Source organism: Streptomyces sp. NPDC107562 (assembly GCF_055657325.1).
In genome coordinates, this window is record NZ_JBVKBE010000004.1 from 393,322 (window position 1) to 412,252 (window position 18,931).

17 protein-coding genes, 1 pseudogene and 1 riboswitch are annotated in these 18,931 nt (G+C 71.9%); of the genes and pseudogenes, 12 read left to right on the forward strand and 6 right to left on the reverse strand.

Annotation, left to right across the window (positions count from 1 at the left end):
• The first annotated feature begins 1 nt into the window (after window position 1).
• From ACZ7LV_RS16130 to ACZ7LV_RS16145, 4 genes are all read left to right on the forward strand, one after another.
• On the forward strand, window positions 2–454 hold the full coding sequence (locus tag ACZ7LV_RS16130; RefSeq protein ID WP_385385848.1) for an Lrp/AsnC family transcriptional regulator: 453 nt from the start codon (window positions 2–4) through the stop codon (window positions 452–454).
• Window positions 455–533: 79 nt separating this feature from the next.
• Complete coding sequence (locus tag ACZ7LV_RS16135; RefSeq protein WP_471939898.1) at window positions 534–1,679, forward strand: MFS transporter; 1,146 nt, start codon at window positions 534–536, stop codon at window positions 1,677–1,679.
• Between the two features lie 197 nt (window positions 1,680–1,876).
• Window positions 1,877–2,665, forward strand: a complete 789-nt coding sequence (locus ACZ7LV_RS16140; RefSeq protein WP_471939769.1) for a carbon-nitrogen hydrolase family protein — start codon at window positions 1,877–1,879, stop codon at window positions 2,663–2,665.
• 53 nt (window positions 2,666–2,718) lie between these two features.
• Window positions 2,719–4,416 carry a flavin monoamine oxidase family protein gene (locus tag ACZ7LV_RS16145; protein WP_471939771.1) on the forward strand — a complete coding sequence of 566 codons (1,698 nt, stop codon included), beginning with the start codon at window positions 2,719–2,721 and terminating at the stop codon, window positions 4,414–4,416.
• Window positions 4,417–4,418: 2 nt separating this feature from the next.
• Here ACZ7LV_RS16145 and ACZ7LV_RS16150 read toward each other — a convergent pair.
• From ACZ7LV_RS16150 to ACZ7LV_RS16165, 4 genes and pseudogenes are all read right to left on the reverse strand, one after another.
• Window positions 4,419–5,347: pseudogene (locus ACZ7LV_RS16150) on the reverse strand (LLM class F420-dependent oxidoreductase).
• Window positions 5,348–5,452: 105 nt separating this feature from the next.
• Window positions 5,453–6,139, reverse strand: a complete 687-nt coding sequence (locus ACZ7LV_RS16155) for a DUF5995 family protein (RefSeq protein ID WP_471939773.1) — start codon at window positions 6,137–6,139, stop codon at window positions 5,453–5,455.
• 91 nt (window positions 6,140–6,230) lie between these two features.
• The gene (locus ACZ7LV_RS16160) at window positions 6,231–7,607 is read right to left on the reverse strand and encodes a uracil-xanthine permease family protein (protein WP_471939775.1); all 1,377 of its coding nucleotides are present in this window, start codon (window positions 7,605–7,607) and stop codon (window positions 6,231–6,233) included.
• 42 nt (window positions 7,608–7,649) lie between these two features.
• Complete coding sequence (locus ACZ7LV_RS16165) at window positions 7,650–8,870, reverse strand: MFS transporter (RefSeq protein ID WP_471939777.1); 1,221 nt, start codon at window positions 8,868–8,870, stop codon at window positions 7,650–7,652.
• Window positions 8,871–8,987: 117 nt separating this feature from the next.
• Between ACZ7LV_RS16165 and ACZ7LV_RS16170 the strand changes: the two genes are divergently transcribed.
• A complete protein-coding gene (locus ACZ7LV_RS16170; protein WP_471939779.1) occupies window positions 8,988–10,289 on the forward strand; it encodes an ROK family transcriptional regulator in 1,302 nt (433 codons plus the stop codon).
• Between the two features lie 3 nt (window positions 10,290–10,292).
• Here the strand turns inward: ACZ7LV_RS16170 and ACZ7LV_RS16175 are convergent, their stop codons facing one another.
• A complete protein-coding gene (locus ACZ7LV_RS16175; RefSeq protein ID WP_471939781.1) occupies window positions 10,293–11,048 on the reverse strand; it encodes an SDR family oxidoreductase in 756 nt (251 codons plus the stop codon).
• A gap of 208 nt (window positions 11,049–11,256) precedes the next feature.
• Window positions 11,257–13,596: a chitinase C-terminal domain-containing protein gene (locus tag ACZ7LV_RS16180; RefSeq protein ID WP_471939783.1), complete on the reverse strand. Its 2,340-nt coding sequence runs from the start codon at window positions 13,594–13,596 to the stop codon at window positions 11,257–11,259.
• Between the two features lie 215 nt (window positions 13,597–13,811).
• Window positions 13,812–13,942, forward strand: a riboswitch (FMN riboswitch).
• Between the two features lie 143 nt (window positions 13,943–14,085).
• On the opposite strand from ACZ7LV_RS16180, the gene ACZ7LV_RS16185 reads away from it, so the two are divergent.
• From ACZ7LV_RS16185 to ACZ7LV_RS16215, 7 genes are read left to right on the forward strand one after another with little or no spacing between them, the layout of a single operon-like run.
• Window positions 14,086–14,688 carry a riboflavin synthase gene (locus tag ACZ7LV_RS16185; RefSeq protein ID WP_471939785.1) on the forward strand — a complete coding sequence of 201 codons (603 nt, stop codon included), beginning with the start codon at window positions 14,086–14,088 and terminating at the stop codon, window positions 14,686–14,688.
• The gene (locus ACZ7LV_RS16190) at window positions 14,685–15,329 is read left to right on the forward strand and encodes a nicotinamide mononucleotide transporter family protein (protein ID WP_471939786.1); all 645 of its coding nucleotides are present in this window, start codon (window positions 14,685–14,687) and stop codon (window positions 15,327–15,329) included. Before ACZ7LV_RS16185 ends, ACZ7LV_RS16190 begins: the two co-directional genes overlap by 4 nt.
• Entirely contained in the window at window positions 15,326–16,624 is a 1,299-nt protein-coding gene (locus tag ACZ7LV_RS16195) for a bifunctional 3,4-dihydroxy-2-butanone-4-phosphate synthase/GTP cyclohydrolase II (protein WP_471939787.1), read from the forward strand. Before ACZ7LV_RS16190 ends, ACZ7LV_RS16195 begins: the two co-directional genes overlap by 4 nt.
• Before the next feature lie 20 nt (window positions 16,625–16,644).
• Window positions 16,645–17,130, forward strand: a complete 486-nt coding sequence (ribH, locus tag ACZ7LV_RS16200; protein ID WP_471939789.1) for a 6,7-dimethyl-8-ribityllumazine synthase — start codon at window positions 16,645–16,647, stop codon at window positions 17,128–17,130.
• 34 nt (window positions 17,131–17,164) lie between these two features.
• Window positions 17,165–17,437 (forward strand): phosphoribosyl-ATP diphosphatase, encoded by a 273-nt coding sequence (locus tag ACZ7LV_RS16205; protein ID WP_401677360.1) that lies wholly within the window; start codon window positions 17,165–17,167, stop codon window positions 17,435–17,437.
• Window positions 17,438–17,487: 50 nt separating this feature from the next.
• A complete protein-coding gene (hisG, locus tag ACZ7LV_RS16210; protein ID WP_471939791.1) occupies window positions 17,488–18,336 on the forward strand; it encodes an ATP phosphoribosyltransferase in 849 nt (282 codons plus the stop codon).
• 16 nt (window positions 18,337–18,352) lie between these two features.
• Entirely contained in the window at window positions 18,353–18,796 is a 444-nt protein-coding gene (locus tag ACZ7LV_RS16215) for a PH domain-containing protein (protein ID WP_471939793.1), read from the forward strand.
• The last annotated feature ends 135 nt before the right edge of the window (window positions 18,797–18,931 follow it).

The following is an 18,931-nucleotide window of genomic DNA, read 5'->3' on the forward strand; positions in this document are numbered from 1 at the left end:
AGTGCTGAACGATCTCGACGAACGCATCGTGCACGCCCTCGCCGAGGACGCCCGCCGCTCCTACGCGGACATCGGGCAGCTCGTCGGCCTGTCCGCGCCGGCCGTCAAACGCCGCGTGGACCGGCTGCGCGCCACCGGCGCCATCACCGGGTTCACCGTCCGGGTGGACCCGTCGGCGCTCGGCTGGGAGACCGAGGGGTTCGTCGAGATCTACTGCCGGCGCAACACCTCGCCGGAGATCATCCAGCGGGGCCTGGAGCGCTACCAGGAGGTCGTGGCCGCGTCCACCGTCACCGGGGACGCGGACGCGATCGCCCAGGTCTTCGCCTCCGACATGCGTCACTTCGAACGGGTCCTGGAGCGGATCGCGGGGGAGCCGTTCGTGGAGCGGACCAAGTCCGTGCTCGTCCTGTCGCCGCTGCTGCGCCGCTTCTCCTCGGGATCGCCCACCTGATCCCGGCGCGGCGTCTACCCTCGCATGCATGACGTGGCGACATTGACCTTCACCCGCCCCTGAGCCAGGCGTCCGGCGACTGACCCGGACGCTGTACTGCTACGCCTTCCTGGACGACTTCGTCCTGCTGTACCCGGTCTACGCGCTGCTCTTCGGCGACACCGGGCTGTCCCTCGGACAGATCTCCTCCCTCTTCGCGCTGTGGTCGGTCACCGGCGTGCTCTTGGAGGTCCCCTCCGGTGCGTGGGCCGACGCCGTCTCGCGTCGGCTGCTGCTGCGCGTCGGCCCCCTGCTGACCGCCGTCGGCTTCGCCCTGTGGGTGCTCACCCCGTCGTACGGGGCGTTCGCGCTCGGGTTCGTCCTCTGGGGCGCCGGCGGGGCGCTCGGCTCGGGCGCGCTGGAGGCACTGGTCTACGAGGAACTGGACCGGCTCGGCGCGGCCGGCGCCTACGCGCGGGTGACGGGCCGGGCGCGTGCCGCGGGCCTGGTGGCCGTCATGGCGGCCATGGGGCTGGCCGGACCGGTGCTCGCCATGGGCGGATATCCGCTGGTCGGGGCGGCGAGCGTACTGACCTGTCTGCTGACCGCGGCCGTGGCTGCCCGATTCCCGGAGCACCGGCCCGCGGCGGAGGAGAGCGGGAGCTGGTGCGCCACGCTGCGCGCCGCCGGGCGTCCCGGGCGGCCGGTCATCGGCGCCCTGCTGCTCGTCGCGGCCGTCGGCTCGGTGTGGGGCGCGCTCGACGAGTACACCCCTCTCCTCGTCCGCGACACCGGCGTACCGGACTGGGCCGTGCCCTGTCTGCTGCTGATGATCTGGGCGGGGGCCACCGGCGGCAGCCTGCTCGCGGGGCCGGCCGAGCGCCTCGGCACAGCCGGGTTCGCGGGCCTGCTGGCCGGTTCCGCGCTGGCCCTCGCCGTGGGCGCGACGGCCCGGTCCCCGGCCGGACTCGTGCTCGTGGCCGTCGCCTTCGGCGGCTTCCAGCTGGCGAACGTGCTGGCCGACGCCCGCCTCCAGCGACGGATCGACGACGGCGCGCGCGCCACGGTCACCTCGCTCGGGGGACTGGGTACCGAACTGGCCGCGGTCGCGGTGTTCGGCGCCTACGCGGTGATCGGCTCGGCGACCGGGCACGGCACCGCCTTCGCCGTGTTCGCGGTGCCCTACCTGGTGACCGCCGCACTGGTGGCGCTCGGACGGGGCCGGCGACGCACTCCTCGGGACTGACGTCGAGGCATTGTTTCCGCAGGTGAACCGGGCGGAGCGGGCGTCCGGCGGGGGGTGCGCAACGAATCGCCGGATGGCGCGCGACGGACGCAACGAACCGGCCGTCGGCGCGCAACGGCTCCGCCTTGTCCGGCCGTGCCCGCCGCCCGTACCGTCTACGTGGCCCCCACACCCATTCGTCCCGGTGAGGAACACGCATGCGCACCGCCCTGCTCCAGAGCTCCGGCCGGCCCGGCTCGACCGTCGAGAACCTGAAGGTCCTCGACGAGGCCGCGGGCCGTGCCGCCGCGTCCGGCGCGGGGCTGCTGGTCGCGCCGGAGATGTTCCTGACCGGCTACGCGATCGGCGACGACGTCGCCCGCCTCGCCGAGCCCGCCGACGGTGACGCCACCGACACCGTGGCCGAGATCGCCTCGCGGCACGGCCTGGCCATCGCGTACGGCTACCCGGAGCGCGCCGGGGACACGGTCTTCAACTCGGCCCAGCTGATCTCCGCCGACGGCACGCGCCTCGCCAACTACCGCAAGACCCACCTCTTCGGCTGCTTCGAGCGCGACCACTTCACGCCGGGCGAGCAGCCCGTCGTCCAGGCCGAGCTGGACGGGCTGCGGGTGGGGCTCATGATCTGCTACGACGTGGAGTTCCCGGAGAACGTCCGCGCGCACGCCCTCGCGGGCACCGATCTGCTGCTGGTCCCGACCGCGCAGATGCACCCGTTCCAGTTCGTCGCGGAGTCCCTGGTGCCGGTACGGGCCTTCGAGAACCAGATGTACGTGGCGTACGTCAACCGGGTCGGCCAGGAAGGCGAGTTCGAGTTCGTGGGGCTGTCCACCCTCGCCGGGCCGGACGGATTCGCCCGCACCCGTGCCGGACGCGGTGAGGAACTGGTCCTCGCCGAGGTGGACCCCGCCTTCCTCGCCGCCTCCCGCGAGGCCAACCCGTATCTGAAGGACCGCCGCCCCGGCCTCTACGGGTCCCTGGTCTGACGCCCCGCCCACCGCACCCTGATCTTCCGTTCCGCGCAAGGAGTCCGTACCCCATGACGTCCACGGTGCCCAACGCCGTCGAGCACGCCGACGAGCAGCAGCCGCCGATCACCATGTTCGGCCCGGACTTCCCCTACGCGTACGACGACTTCCTCGCCCACCCGGCGGGTCTCGGCCAGGTGCCGGCGACCGAGCACGGTGCCGAGGTCGCGGTCATCGGCGGTGGCCTTTCCGGCATCGTGGCCGCGTACGAGCTCATGAAGATGGGCCTGCGGCCCGTCGTGTACGAGGCCGACCGGATCGGCGGCCGGCTGCGCACCGTCGGCTTCGACGGCTGCGACCCCGAGCTCACCGCCGAGATGGGAGCGATGCGCTTCCCGCCCTCCTCCACCGCCCTCCAGCACTACATCGACCTCGTCGGCCTGCGGACCCGCCCCTTCCCGAATCCGCTGGCCGAGGGGACCCCGTCGACCGTCGTCGACCTCAAGGGCGAGTCGCACTACGCCGAGACCGTCGAGGACCTGCCGCAGGTCTACCGCGACGTGGCCGCGGCGTGGAACAGGTGCCTGGAGGAGGGCGCCGACTTCTCCGACATGAACCGGGCGATGCGTGAGCGCGACATCCCGCGCATCCGCGAGATCTGGGCCCGGCTCGTCGAGAAGCTCGACAACCAGACCTTCTACGGCTTCCTCTGCGACTCCGACGCCTTCAAGTCCTTCCGGCACCGGGAGATCTTCGGCCAGGTGGGCTTCGGCACCGGCGGCTGGGACACCGACTTCCCCAACTCCATCCTGGAGATCCTGCGGGTCGTCTACACCGAGGCCGACGACCACCACCGCGGGATCGTCGGCGGCTCGCAGCAGTTGCCGCTGCGGCTGTGGGAGCGCGAGCCGGAGAAGATCGTGCACTGGCCCCACGGCACGTCGCTGGCCTCGCTGCACGAGGGCGGCGAGCCCCGTCCGGCCGTGACCCGGCTGCACCGCACCGCCGGCAACCGGATCACGGTGACCGACGCTGACGGCGACATCCGCACCTACCGGGCGGCGATCTTCACCGCCCAGTCCTGGATGCTGCTCTCCAAGATCCAGTGCGACGACTCGCTCTTCCCGATCGACCACTGGACCGCCATCGAGCGCACCCACTACATGGAGTCGTCCAAGCTCTTCGTCCCGGTGGACCGGCCCTTCTGGCTGGACAAGGACGAGGCCACCGGCCGCGACGTCATGTCGATGACGCTCACCGACCGTATGACCCGCGGCACCTACCTGCTGGACGACGGCCCGGACAAGCCGGCCGTGATCTGCCTGTCGTACACCTGGTGCGACGACAGCCTGAAGTGGCTGCCGCTGTCCGCGAACGAGCGGATGGAGGTCATGCTGAAGTCGCTCGGCGAGATCTATCCGAAGGTCGACATCCGGGGGCACGTCATCGGCAACCCGGTGACCGTCTCCTGGGAGAACGAGCCCTACTTCATGGGCGCGTTCAAGGCCAACCTGCCCGGCCACTACCGCTACCAGCGGCGCCTGTTCACGCACTTCATGCAGGACCGGCTGCCCGAGGACAAGCGGGGCGTCTTCCTCGCCGGCGACGACATCTCCTGGACGGCCGGCTGGGCCGAGGGCGCCGTCCAGACCGCGCTGAACGCGGTCTGGGGCGTCATGCACCAGTTCGGCGGGGAGACCGACGCGGCCAACCCCGGCCCCGGCGACGTCTACGACGAGATCGCGCCGGTGGAGCTCCCGGAGGACTGAGGTCAGATCCCGGCCGCGCGGGCCTGTTCGTAGACCCGCGCGGCCACGTCCTTGAGTTCCTCGCCGTCCCTCGGGGTCCCCTGGAGGTCCAGCAGGAGCTCCTCCACGCCGATCCCGGCGTACGGCACCAGGTCCTCGACGATCTGCTCGACGCTGCCCTGGAAGGGCTGCCGGTCGGACCCCTCGTACGCCTTGGCGGAGTACGCGGCGTTCACGCGCACCACCGTCCGGATCGGTTCCGTGCGGCCGCGCTCCTCGGCCAGCTCCCGCAGCCTGCTCCACTGCGCGGCCAAGGCGTCGGACGACATGGCCACCGGCACCCAGCCGTCGGCGCGGTCGACGAGCCGGCGCAGCGCCCGCGGGCTGCTCCCGGCGAGCAGGACGGGGATCGGCCGGGCGGGCTTCGGGCCGACCAGGGCCGGCGCGATCTTCGTGACCCGCCCGTCGTACTCGACCGGGTCCGGACCCCACACCGCCCGGCACACGGCGATCAGTTCGTCCAGGACCTTGCCGCGCTCCTCGAACGGCCGGACCGACGCCGCCGCGTACTCGTCGTGGGACCAGCCGGTGCCGAATCCGGCGACCACCCGGCCGCCGGTCGCCGCGTCCAGGCTCGCCAGGGCCTTGGCCAGCTGGAACGGCACGTGCAGGGGCGCCACCAGCACGCTCGTGCCCACCTCGGCCCGCTCGGTGGCCGCGGCGGCCAGCGTGAGCGTCACCAAGGGGTCGGCGACATGCCGGTACTCGTCGGGCCAGGGGAGGCCCTCGATCCCGTACAGGCCCTGCGTGGCGGGCTCGGGGAACAGGGCGCGCTCGAAGACCCACAGGCTGCGGTAGCCGATGCGCTCGGCCTCGCGCGCCACGTCGGCACGTCCTTGCCGAGGTCGTACTGCCGCATCTGGGGGAGGCCGAGGCCGAGCCGGATCGCCATACCTTGTGCTCCTTCGCAGTAGGGGTACCCGACGGGCAACGCGTCGCGGACGCACGGGAGTTCCGTGTGCGGCGGCCGCGCGGGTCGGGGCCCTCGGGTCGTCGGTCAGTCGGGAAGCGGGGTGAGCAGCATGCGGCCCGCGAAGCCCACCGCCGCGTCCAGGCGGTCGGTGAACTCGGCGGCGAGGTCGGGCAGGCGGCGCAGCGCCCACAGGGCCCGCGCGGCCGACCAGGTCGCGTCCCGGGCGCGCTCCAGGCTCCACGCACCGAGCAGATGGGTGAGCGGGTCGGCGATCTGGAGCAGGTCCGGACCCGGCATCAGATCTTCGCGGATGCGCTCCTCCAGCGTCACGAGGAGGTCGCCCACCCGGTCGAACTCGTCCTCCAGCTCGACCGGGTCGCAGTCGAGCGTGCGGCAGGCGTCCACGACGGCGAGGGCCAGATCGTGCCCGATGTGCGCGTTGATGCCCGCGAGCGCGAACTGCAGCGGCCGTACGCCCGGATGGCGGCGGAACTGGAACAGGGGCCGCCAGCAGGCCGGTGGGCGCCCGTCCCCGGCGGCCGCGTCGACGGCCGCGAGATAGCGCTCCGCGAACCGCACGTCCAGCGTGACCGCGGCCCGGGCGTCGGGGAAGGCCCCGGCCTCGATGCGGCGGCCGACGGACTCGGTGACGGCCAGGTAGACACGGTTGAAGACCGCGACCCCGTCCCGCGCGGGCAGGGCCGCGGCCAGCGCGCGCATCCGGGAGGCGACCGCGTCCACCGGAGTGGTGAGCTCTTCCAACTGCGTCATGGGGGCAGCGTCCCAGTCCTGGGCCGGCCGGCGTGGCGGCGAGCCCGGCGGTTCCCCGGAACGGGCGAACGCCGGGGCCGCCGTCGTGCGCCTAGGACGTGGCGTCGTAGCTGGACGTGCCCTCGTCCAGGAGCGGAGCCTGCGACTTGAGGTGGGCCGGGGCGAACGCGCGCAGCGCGTGGTAGCCGACGACGACCACGAGCGTGCCGAGGGCGATGCCGCTCAGCGAGAACGTGTCGGTGAACTCCATCGAGACGTTGCCGACGCCGATGATGATGCCCGCCGCGGCCGGAACGAGATTGAGCGGGTTGCGCAGGTCGACCCTGGCGCTGAGCCAGATCTGGGCACCGAGCAGGCCGATCATGCCGTACAGGATGACGGTGATCCCGCCGAGGACGCCGCCGGGGATCGCGGCCACCACCGCGCCGAACTTCGGGCAGAGGCCGAAGAGCAGGGCGAAACCGGCGGCGGCCCAGTAGGCGGCCGTGGAGTACACGCGGGTCGCGGCCATCACGCCGATGTTCTCGGAGTACGTGGTGTTGGGCGGGCCGCCGACCGCGGTGGACAGCATGGAGCCGACGCCGTCGGCGGCGATCGCCGTGCCGAGCTTGTCGTCGAGCGGGTCGCCGGTCATCTCGCCGACCGCCTTGACGTGCCCGGCGTTCTCCGCGACCAGCGCGATCACCACGGGCAGCGCGACCAGGACCGCCGACCCCTCGAACGACGGGCCGTGGAAGGCGGGCAGGCCGATCCAGTCGGCGTCGGCGACGCCCGAGAGGTCCAGGCGCCAGTGGTCGGTGAGCTTGCCGCTCGCGTCGACCGAGTGGATGCGGCCGAAGATCCGGTCGAAGGCCCAGGAGACGCCGTAGCCGAAGAGCAGCCCCAGGAAGATCGCGATCCGGGACCAGAAACCACGCAGACAGACGACGGCCAGAGCGGTGAAGGCCATGACCAGCAGGGCCGTCCACTGGTCCTGCGGCCAGTACGTGGTCGCGGTGACGGGCGCGAGGTTGAAGCCGATCAGCATCACCACCGCGCCGGTCACGATCGGCGGCATCGTCGCGTGGATGATCCGGGCGCCGAAGCGCTGCACGGCCAGTCCCACGAGGAAGAGCGCGGCACCGACGACCAGGACCGCGCCCGTCACGGTCGCGCTGGTGCCGCCCTGGGCCCGGATCACCGCCGCGACGCCGACGAACGAGAGGGAGCAGCCGAGGTAGCTGGGCACCCGGCCGCGGGTCGCGAGCAGGAAGATCACGGTGGCGACCCCGGACATCATGATCGCGAGGTTGGGATCCAGGCCCATCAGGACCGGTGCCACGAAGGATGCCCCGAACATCGCCACCACGTGCTGGGCGCCGAGCCCGACGGTGCGCGGCCAGGACAGCCGCTCGTCGGGCCGGACCACGGCCCCGGGGGCCGGGGTGCGTCCGTCACCGTGAAGTTTCCAGCGGACGCCGAGATCCATGGGAGGTGTCGCTTTCGTCGTACGTGCAGTGCCGGACCATTGTCAGGTCTGGTCGCGGGTGCTCCCTACCCGAGGGCCGGCGGCGGCCACGACCTTCGGGCGGTCCCGGTCGCCGGAGCGCAGCACGCCCGCGAACACGGCGAGCCCGCCGGACAGGACGGTCACCAGCGCGAACGACACCACCAGGCTCGTCGCCTGCGCCAGCGTGCCGATCGCGCTCGGGGCCACCAGGCCGGAGGTGTAGGTGATGGTGGCGACGCCCGCGATGGCCAGGCTCGGGTTGGGGCCGCTGCGGCCCGCCGCCGCGAAGCACAGCGGGACGACCACCGCGATGCCCAGACCCGTCAGCGCGAAGCCCGACATCGCCAGCGCCGGGTGGTCGGCCAGGACGATCAGCAGACCGCCCACGAAGGCGAGGACACCCCCGACCCGGACGGTGCGGACCGAGCCGTAGCGGTCCACCACCTTGTCACCGGCGAGCCGGGCGATCGCCATGGTGAGCGTGAAGCCGGTCGTGCAGGCCGCCGCGAGCCCGGCCGACGTGCCGAGCTCGTCCTCCAGGTAGATCGCCGACCAGTCCAGGCTCGCGCCTTCCGCGAAGACCGCGCAGAAACCGACCGCGCCGATCAGCAGCGCCGACCTCGGCGGGAGCGCGAAGCGGGGCGGGGGTTCCTCGTCCTCGGCGGGCTGGAGGTCCAGCACCCAGGTGCAGGCGAGCAGGCCCAGCACGGTGAGAGCGCCGGCCGCCAGCGCGTGGTGCAGCCGGGCGTCCGTGCCGAGGTGCGCGGCGAGCGTGCCGCCGACCGAGCCGATCAGGGCGCCGGCGCTCCACATGCCGTGCAGTCCGGACATGATCGAGCGGCCGAGGCGGTTCTCGACCTCCACGCCGAGCGCGTTCATCGCGACGTCCGCCATGCCGGCCGTGGCGCCGAAGGTGAACAGGGCGAGGCACAGCGCGAGCAGGTCGGGCGCCAGGGACGGCAGGAGCAGCGACAGCGTCCACAGGGCGAGCAGTCCCCGCAGGGCGGTTCGGGCGCCGAAGCGATGGCTGATCCGGCCGGCGAGCGGCATCGCGAGGGACGCGCCGAGGGCGGGGAAGGCGAGCGCGAGACCGAGCTGACCGGGGCTCACCGAGGCGTGGTCCTGGATCCAGGGGACCCGGGTGGCGAACGAGCCGGTGACCGCGCCGTGCACGGCGAACACGGCCGCCACCGCGTACCGGGCGCGTACCACCTCTCGGTGCTGGTAGACCACGTCACTCATCATCCCGCCCCTTGTCCCGTCCGCTGGCGCCGATCGCGTCCGGCGGTAAATTATCAGGGACCCTGCCTGATAGATAGAGGGCGAGGGCCCGACCGGCCCGTCTGGAAGGATCCCGGCATGCCCGCATCCCCGAGCACCGCCCGAGCCATCAATGACCGGCTCGCCCTGCGGCTGTTGCAGCAGGAGGGGCCGTTGACGGCCGGGCAGCTGAAGCAGTTGACCGGCCTGTCCCGGCCGACCGTGGCCGACCTCGTCGAACGCCTCTCCGCCGCCGGCCTGATCGAGGTCGTCGGCGAGGCGGGCGAGCTGCGGCGGGGCCCCAACGCCAAGCTGTACGGCATCGTCGCCGACCGCGCCCACCTGGCCGCACTCGACGTCCGCACCGAGGGCGTCTCCGTGATCGTCTCCGACTTGCTCGGCCGTGTGCTCGCGGAGGCCTCCGTGCCGATCGGCGACGACACCGGCACCGGACCCGCGGTGGAGCAGGCGGTCGCCCTGGTGGAGCGGACGGCCAAGGAGGCGGGGGCGCAGGCGCTGCACACCGTCGGCATCGGCGCACCAGGCCTGATCGACCCCGCCACCGGCGAACTCCGCGACTCCTCCGGCCTGCCGGCCTGGCACCGGCGCCTCGTCGCCGCCCTCCAGGAACGGCTTCCCGAGGCCCGGGTCATCGTCGAGAACGAGACCAATCTCGCGGCGCTCGCCGAACAGCGTGAGGGAGCCGCGCGGGACCGGGACACCTTCGTGCTGCTGTGGCTCGGGCAGGGCACGGGCGCGGCCGTGGTGCTGGACGGGTCGCTGCGGCGCGGGGCGTCCGGCGGCACGGGCGAGATCGGGTTCCTGCCGGTGCCGGGGACGGGCGGGCTGCCGACGGCGACGGACTGTGCGGGCGGCTTCCACTCGCTGGCGGCGGCCGGCGCGATCGTGGAACTGGCGAAGGAGCACGGGCTACGGCCGCCCGGGAGCGGCACCGGCCTGGAGGCGGCGGAGGTGGTGCGGCGTGCGGTGAAGGCGGCGGAGGCGGTGTGGGGGGACGCGTCGGGGCCGGGGGACTTGGTGCGGCGCGACGCGGAGCCGGTGGATTCCCGAGAGGGGCCGGGGGTCGTGAGGACTGCCGGAGGTGCGGAGTCCGGTGCGGGGGACGCCCGGTTCCTGGACGCCCTCGCCGAGCGGTGCGCGTTGGGGGTCGCCTCCGTCGTCGCCGTGCTGGACCCCGGATGCCTGGTGCTCGGCGGGGAGGTCGGCCAGGCCGGGGGCGAGGTGCTCGCCGGGCTGGTCGGGCAACGGGTGCGACGGATGTCGCCGCTGGTCACCGAGGTGCGGGCCAGTGTCCTCGGCGGCGGCGCCGTACTGCGCGGAGCACTGCTGACGGCGCGGGACCGGGCCCAGGACGAGGTGTTCGCGCCCCCGGGCAAGTAGGCGTCAGGTCCTCGGGGCACCCTGGATGCGCACCGCGACGTACTCCTCGAACGTGCCCTTCCCGACGGCCTGCTCCGGTGTCAGGTGCCCGCCGTCCCGGAACGCGCCGTAGGTCCGGCCCCACAGCGGCACGTTCACGATCTTGCGGCGGCGGCCCGTGGCCCTGAGATACGTGCGCGCCAGGGACTCGAACGTGCGCACCTCGGGGCCGCCCATGTCCGCGACCCTCCGCGCCGGCGCGCCGGTGGCCAGTTCCGCGAGCCGTGCCGCGACCTCGGTGACGTCGATGGGCTGGTCCTTCAGCCCGGCCGGCAGCACCAGCACCGGCGGCCTGGTCAAGGTGTCGAACACCCGGACGAGCAGATCGTGGAACTGCGTGGTGCGCAGCAGGGTCCAGCCCAGGCCCGACTCCTCGATCAGCCGCTCCACGGCGAGCTTCGTCCGGTAGTAACCGAGCGGCACCCGGTCGACCCCGACGATCGAGATGTAGAGCAGATGGCCCACCCCGGCCCGCCGCGCCGCCGCGACCAGGTGCGCGGTCGCCTCCTCGTCACCGCCGCCCGGCGTGCTCGCACAGTGCACCACCGTGTCCACGTCGGCGACGGCACGGTCCAGCACCGGGCCGCCCTGGCGCAGGTCGACGGCGTACGGCTGGGCGTGGCGGCTGAGCGCCCGCACGGCGTGGCCGTCCGCGCGCAGCCGCTCGGAGACGACCCGGCCGAGGGTTCCGGTTCCGCCGGTCACCAGGATCGTGGTCATGGTGTTCAGTCCCTTCGGACGCCTTGCGCTCCAAGGGGAGCGCCTTTCGCCGGCGGGGACCGAGTAGCCCTCCTGCGGTGCGGACAACCGCCGAGGCGGCACCGCGTCGGCGCGCGAGCGGCACCCGATCAGGTGCCGCGCGTCCTTGGGGAGACCCGGCGGCGGGCAAGGGCCGTCGTCACCGCCGCCGGGTCCGTTCCGTACGGGGTCAGCAGACGCCGAGGTCCTGCCAGACCCCCCACTCGCCGGTGGTGCCGGGCTCCTCGCCCTTCGTCCACCACTTGGCCTTCCACGAGTGCCCACGATGGGCCACCGCGGCACCTCCGCCGTACTCGGTCACGGCGTTCCAGGCCGGAGCCGTGCACTGCCCCGTGCCGCCCGTCGGGCTCGCGGTGGGCGAGGGCGTCGGGGTCGGGGTCCCCGTCCCGGGCTCCACCACCGTCGTGCCCCGTGCCAGATCCGCCGCGAGCGCGTACGTCCTCCCGCCGAACGTGACCGTCCAGTTCGACGGCGTCGACACGGGGAGGTAGTAGACGAAGTCCAGCTCCACCGAGGCGCCCGGTGCCAGCGTCTGCCAGGCCGGAAGCTTCAGCGAGACCCGGTGGTGGTCGCCCTTCAGACCGCCGACGTTCGGCCCGGTGTGATCGCTGCGGATCACCGAAGTGCCCCACCCCGACTGGTCCTTGGCGTTGCCCGGCGCCGAAGTGCCGTAGTCGAAGCGGAACTCCGTACCGCCGGGCAGCGTCGTGTTCGTCCGGTTCGTGATCTTCAGCTTGGGGCCGATCGGGTAGTTGGAGTCGCCGAGCGGGAACTGTCCGAACTCGACGTCGACGTTCAGCGCCTCGGACGGCAGGTCGATCGACGAGCGCTTCGCGCCGTACGGCGAGGCGGACTTGAACTTCTCGTACATCGCCGTCGTCAGCGTCGACCCCGGCTCGTACTGCCCCTTGGCCGCGTTCCACCCGTAGTCGCCGGCCAGTTCCCAGATCATCGTGCCGCCGATGCCCCGGTCGACCACGTAGTCCGCCTTTGCGCGCACGGACTGCTCGTCCTCCGTGGACAGGAAGACCTTCTTCTCCGCGTTCCACAGCCAGGGCGCGACCAGCGTGGCGTCGTACTTCCGGGCGTAGGTCCCGGTCAGCGTCGTCCCGGCCGGGAAGCCGTACCGCGTCACGTAGTCGCCGACGACGCCCCTCTCCAGGTTCTTGGCGTGCCACATCGGGTTGGAGCCGGCGGGCGACTCCCTGCCGTTGTCGTCCTTGTCGTGCCACAGGTTGTCGATGCCGACGGCGCCGTCACCGCACTTGGTCAGCCCGGAACCGGCGGGGCAGTTCGTGGCGGGGGCCCTGCCCCACAGGCCGTCGGTGCCGCCGGTGACGTTCTTGAAGCCGCGGGTGTAGTAGGGCAGGCCGATGTTGATGCGTCCGGCCGGCATCGAGCCGCGGAAGTAGTGGTACGCCCAGTCGGTGTTCAGATAGCCGAGGCCGCCGTACTGGGACGTGGAGTAGACGCCCGCCGCCGCGAGTTCCGCGTCCTTGCCGTCGTCGAAGAGCGAGGCGTTGGGTCCGACGTACTCGTTCCAGGCGCCGTGCAGGTCGTACGACATGATGTTGACGTAGTCCAGGTAGTTCTGGACCTGGAAGGTCTCCATGCCGCGCAGCAGGTATCCGGACGAGGGCGCCGCCACCGTCAGCAGGTAGTGCCTGCCGTCCGCCGCGCCCGCACGGTCGAGCTTCTCGCGCAGGGTCTTCATCAGGGCGGCGTAGCCCTTGACCAGCCCGGCCCGGCGGGCGTTCGCGAGCGGCCAGTCGAGCGGATGGCCCGCGTCCTTCATGGTCGTCGGGTACTCGTAGTCGATGTCGACGCCGTTGAAGCCGTACTTCCTGAGGAAGTCGACGGCCGAGTTCGCGAAGGTGTCGATGCCGGCCTGGTTGACCGAGCCGTCGGCGTTCGTGGCCATCGCGTAGAAGCCGCCGGAGTTCACGCGCGTGCCGTCGGCGTCGAAGTAGCCGCCGGTCTCGGCCCAGCCGCCGACCGAGATCAGCGTCTTGACGTCCGGGTGCTGCTTCTTGAACTTGCTCAGCAGGTTGAAGTGGCCCTTGTAGGGGAGTGCCGGGTCCATCTCGGCGCCGGTCACCCCCGGCCAGGTCATCCCGGTCGCCGGGTTCGAGGCGCCGTCCGCGCCGACGGAGATCCTGTTGCCGCCGTCGACGTGCGCGAAGGCGTAGTTGATGTGGGTGATCTTGTCCCACGGGATGTCCGAGGCCAGATAGGCGGGCGTGCCGTCCCTGCCGGTGCGCCAGCCGGTGAAGTAGCCGATCACCCGGCGCTGGTGGTCGGCGCCCATCTTCTCCCGCCCGGCCGAGTCGTAGACCGAGCAGTACGGGACGTCCACGCCCGCGGTCCGGTGGAGGCCGTCGGGGCGGCAGGTCTCCTGGTCGGCGGCGTGCGAGACGGTGGCGGGGAGGCTCGCGAGGACCAGGCCCGCCACTGCCGTCGCGGCGGCGAGGAGGGCGGATCTGGATCTGTGACGTGAGGGGGACAGCACGATCGGTTCCTCTCCACGGAGTTGCGCAGACCCTAGAGAGGACTAGACCAGTGCGTCAATAGGTCTGTACCAATTCCAAGCGGGCGTCGAGGCCCGGGAGTTGAGGCACGTTTCCGGTCGCCTGAGAAGCCCGGCGACGCGCCTTGTGAGCCACCCCACATCACTCTCCCGCATGGACGCCGATCGGTCGTGGCACACTGGCCGTGTACCAGTAGCAGCGCACTCCGGGGTCGGTGAAAGTCCGAACCGGCGGTTACAGTCCGCGACCCGGTCGCCTCCAGCGGCCGGTTGACCAGGTGAAATTCCTGGACCGACGGTTAAAGTCCGGATGGGAGGCAGTGCGCGGCGAGCGGGCATTCGTGCGCGCCGCCGACCGTGATCGTCCCTCGTGGGACGCGTCCGTCCGGCGTCGCCCCGGTGTCCTCGCTCGTGCTCTGCCGTCTCGGCAGCCCCGGAGTCCGTGCCCGAAATGGCAGGAGGACCCGGGAAGTGTTCACCGGAATCGTCGAAGAGCTGGGCGAGATCACCGCCGTCGAGAACCTCGGCGACGCCTCCCGCTTCCGGCTCCGTGGCCCCGTCGTCACCGAAGGCGCGCAGCACGGCGACTCCATCGCCGTCAACGGCGTGTGCCTCACGGTCGTCGAGCACGAGGGCGACGAATTCACCGCCGACGTCATGGCCGAGACCCTCAAGCGTTCCAGCCTGGGCGTCCTCACCGTCGGCTCCCGCGTCAACCTCGAACGGCCCACCGCCGTGGGTGCCCGGCTGGGCGGCCACATCGTGCAGGGCCACGTCGACGGCACCGGCACCGTGCTGGAGCGCACCCCCTCCGAGCACTGGGAGATCGTCAAGATCTCGCTCCCGGCGGAGCTGGCGCGCTATGTCGTCGACAAGGGCTCCATCACCGTCGACGGCATCAGCCTCACCGTCGTCGAGGCGGGCTCGGACCACTTCACCGTCAGCCTGATCCCCACCACCCTCGCCCTGACCACCCTCGGCCGCAAGCAGCCCGGCGACCCGGTCAACCTCGAGGTCGACGTCATCGCCAAGTACGTGGAGCGGCTGCTGGGCGGTCAGGGGGCCGACCGGTGAACTGGCTCAACTCCGAGGCGTTCAGCCTCTTCGGCCAGCACATCAAGTGGTCCGACATGATCGGCAACGTGATCGGGCTGCTCGCCCTGGCGCTCGGCTGGCGCCGCTCGATCTGGACCTGGCCCGCCCAGTTCCTCTCCGGCCTGATCCTCTTCGCGGCCTTCGCCACCGCCCACCTCTCGGGCAGCGCGGGCAAGCAGATCGTCGTCATGCTCGTCGCCGGATACGGCTTTTGGCAGTGGAACCGCGGCCGGCAGCAGGCGCAGGACGGCTCGATCGCCGTCCGGTTCGCCACCTGGCGCGAACGCGGTGCGCTGCTCGGCGCGGCGGCGCTCGGCACCCTCGCGGTCGGCGGCCTGTTCACGGCGGTCCCGTCCCTGTCCTGGGACCCCTGGCCGGACGCCTACATCTTCGTCGGCACGGTCGTCGCCATGTACGCCCAGGCGCGCGGCATGGTCGAGTTCTGGTTCGCCTGGCTCCTCGTCGACCTGGTCGGCGTGCCCCTGAACTTCGCCAACGGCTTCGCCTTCTCCGGCTTCGTCTACGTCATCTACGGCGCACTCGTCCTGTGGGGCATGCGCGACTGGTGGCTGCGCTCCCGCAGGGACACGCGGCCCGTCCTGGAAGGAGCACCGGCATGACCGCGGCCCCCGTCCTGTACAGCACCGGGTACACCGAAGACCTCACCGACCTCTCCCTCGACCCCGTGGAGCAGGCCGTCGCCGACATCGCGGCCGGCCGCCCGGTCGTGGTCGTCGACGACGAGGACCGCGAGAACGAGGGCGACCTCGTCATCGCCGCCGAGAAGGCGACCCCCGAGATCGTCGCCTTCATGATGAGCGAGTGCCGCGGCCTGATCTGCGCCCCCATGGAGGCGGAGGAGCTGGACCGCCTGCGGCTCCCGCAGATGGTCGAGGACAACACCGAGTCGATGAAGACCGCCTTCACCGTCTCCGTGGACGCCTCCGCCGCGCACGGTGTCACCACCGGCATCTCGGCCTCCGACCGCGCGACCACGCTGCAACTGCTCGCGAGCGGCACCGCCGAGCCCACCGACCTGGTCCGGCCCGGCCACGTCTTCCCGCTGCGCGCCCGGTCCGGCGGCGTCCTCACCCGCAACGGCCACACCGAGGCCGCGGTCGACCTCGCCCGCCTCGCGGGCCTGCGCCCGGCCGGCGCGATCGTCGAGATCGCCGGCGAGGACGGCCGGATGCTGCGGCTGCCCGAGCTGGTCCCGTTCGCCCGCAAGCACGGTCTGACGATCATCTCCATCGAGGACCTGATCGCCTACCGGCGCACCGCCGAGCCCACCGTCCGCCGCGAGGCCGAGACCCGGCTCCCCACCGTCCACGGCACCTTCACGGCGTACGGCTACCGTTCCGTCGTCGACGGTGTCGAGCACGTCGCCCTCGTGCACGGCGACCTCGGCGACGGCGCGGACGTCCTGGTCCGGGTCCACTCCGAGTGCCTGACCGGCGACGTCTTCCACTCCCTGCGCTGCGACTGCGGCCCCCAGCTGGAGGCCTCGCTGGAGCGCATCCAGGCCGAGAGCCGGGGCGTGGTGGTCTATCTGCGCGGACACGAGGGCCGGGGCATCGGCCTGCTGTCCAAGCTCCGGGCGTACGAGCTCCAGGAGCGCGGCCGGGACACCCTCGACGCCAACCTGGAGCTGGGCCTGCCCGCCGACGCCCGCGACTACGCGGCCGGCGCGCAGATCCTGGCCGACCTGGGCGTGCGCAGCGTCCGCCTGATGACCAACAACCCCGACAAGACCGACGCGCTCGTGCGGCACGGCATCGACGTCACCGAGCGCGAGCCGATGCCCGTACAGGCGGGCGAGCACAACCTCCGGTACCTGCGCACCAAGCGGGACCGGATGGGCCACGACCTGCCCTGGCTGGACACGCCCGCCGTGACCACCTGCGGCAACCAGTAAGAGAACGAACGAGGAGAAACGTGAGCGGCAAGGGCGCACCGGAACTGTCCGTACGCAACGTGGGTGACCTTCGGGTCGCCGTCGTCGCGGCGCAATGGCACGAGAAGGTGATGGACGGTCTGGTGGACGGCGCGCTGCGCGCCCTGCACGATCTGGGCATCGACGAACCGACCCTGTTGCGGGTCCCCGGCAGCTGGGAGCTCCCGGTCGTCGCCAAGGTCCTCGCGGGCCGCGGCTACGACGCGGTCGTCGCCCTCGGCGTCGTCATCCGAGGCGGCACCCCCCACTTCGAGTACGTGTGCCAGGGCGTCACCCAGGGCCTGACCCAGGTCTCCGTCGACACTGGCGTCCCCGTCGGCTTCGGCGTCCTCACCTGCGACACCGAGGAACAGGCCCTGGACCGGGCCGGCCTGGAGGGCTCCCACGAGGACAAGGGGCACGAGGCGGTGACGGCGGCGGTGGCCACCGCGGCTACGCTCCGTTCGGTATCCGAACCCTGGCGTTAGGTCGGGCGGGGCAACCCGTAGAGTGGGCGTCACCATGTCCAAGAAGACGTTCGAGGAGCTCTTCACCGAGCTCCAGCACAAGGCCGCCCACGGCGATCCCGCCACTTCCCGCACCGCTGAGCTGGTCGAGAAGGGCGTCCATGCCATCGGCAAGAAGGTCGTCGAAGAGGCCGCCGAGGTCTGGATGGCCGCCGAGTACGAGGGCAAGGACGCGGCCGCCGAGGAGATCTCGCAGCTGCTCTACCACGTCCAGGTGATGATGGTCGCGCGCGGGATCTCCCTCGACGACGTCTACGCCCACCTCTGACCCGCCCCACAGCACCCACCGAAGCACCCCGAGCAAAGGAAGCCGACCTCATGCTGCGCATCGCCGTCCCCAACAAGGGTTCCCTCTCCGGCCCTGCGGCGGACATGCTGCATGAGGCCGGCTACCGGCAGCGCCGCGAGTCCAAGGAGCTGCGGATCGTCGACCCGGTGAACGACGTGGAGTTCTTCTACCTCCGCCCCCGGGACATCGCGATCTACGTGGCCTCCGGTCAGCTCGACATCGGCATCACCGGCCGCGACCTGCTGATCGACTCCGGCGCCGACGCGGAGGAGATCCTGCCGCTCGGCTTCGCCCGCTCCACCTTCCGCTACGCCACCAAGCCCGGCACCGTCGGCGACCTTGCGGACCTCAAGGGCAAGACGGTCGCGACCTCCTACGAGGGCATCGTCGCCCGGCACCTCGCCGACAGCGGTATCGACGCCTCCGTGGTCCACCTCGACGGCGCCGTCGAGACGGCCATCCAGCTCGGCGTGGCCCAGGTCATCGCGGACGTCGTCGAGACCGGCACGAGCCTGCGCAACGCGGGCCTGGAGGTCGTCGGCGAGCCGATCATGCAGTCCGAGGCCGTCGTCATCCGCCGTACCGGCGCGGACGGCGAGGAGCCCAAGGTGCAGCAGTTCCTGCGTCGGCTCCAGGGCGTCCTGGTGGCACGGACGTACGTGATGATGGACTACGACTGCCGCGTGGAGCAGCTGGAGAAGGCCGTCGCGCTCACCCCCGGCCTGGAGTCGCCGACCATCTCGCCGCTGCACAACGAGGGCTGGGTCGCGGTCCGCGCCATGGTCCCCGCCAAGGACGCCCAGCGGATCATGGACGACCTGTACGAGATCGGCGCCCGGGCCATCCTGACCACCGCCATCCACGCCTGCCGCCTCTGAGGGACACCGCACCGCCATGTCCGACCTGCCCACGCTGCCCGTCACCTTCCGTCCGGGCCGCACCCGCGCCGTGCTGCTCACCGCCGGGGTGGTGACCTTCGTCGTCGTGTCGACGATCGCGCTGCTGCTGGACCGGCTCGGCCCCGGTGAGCGGCTCAGCTTCATCTTCACGGCCGCCCTGCTGGCGGGCGTCGCGGTGCTGCTCGCCCGCCCGAAGGTCGTCGCGGACGAGTCCGGCGTCACCGTCGTGAACTTCGCCAGCACGCGTCGCCTGGAGTGGGCCGAGATCGTGCAGGTGCATCTGCGGGTCGGCGATCCGTGGGTCTTCCTGGACCTCAGCGACGGCACCAGCCTGGCCGCGATCGGCATCCAGCCCGGCATCGCCAAGGCCCAGGCCATCGCCGACGCGCGGGCGCTGCGGACGCTGGTCGAGGCCCGTTCCGGGGAACATCGGGCCTGACGCGGAGCACTTCACCCTGCCGAACCGGCCGGTGTCTTGATTAATCTGTTGGCGGAGGCGTTTTCCATGACGCCTCCGCCCCTGTGGTGCCTGCCCGGCACACAGGGGTTCCTGCGACCCGAGGAGTGACCCTCT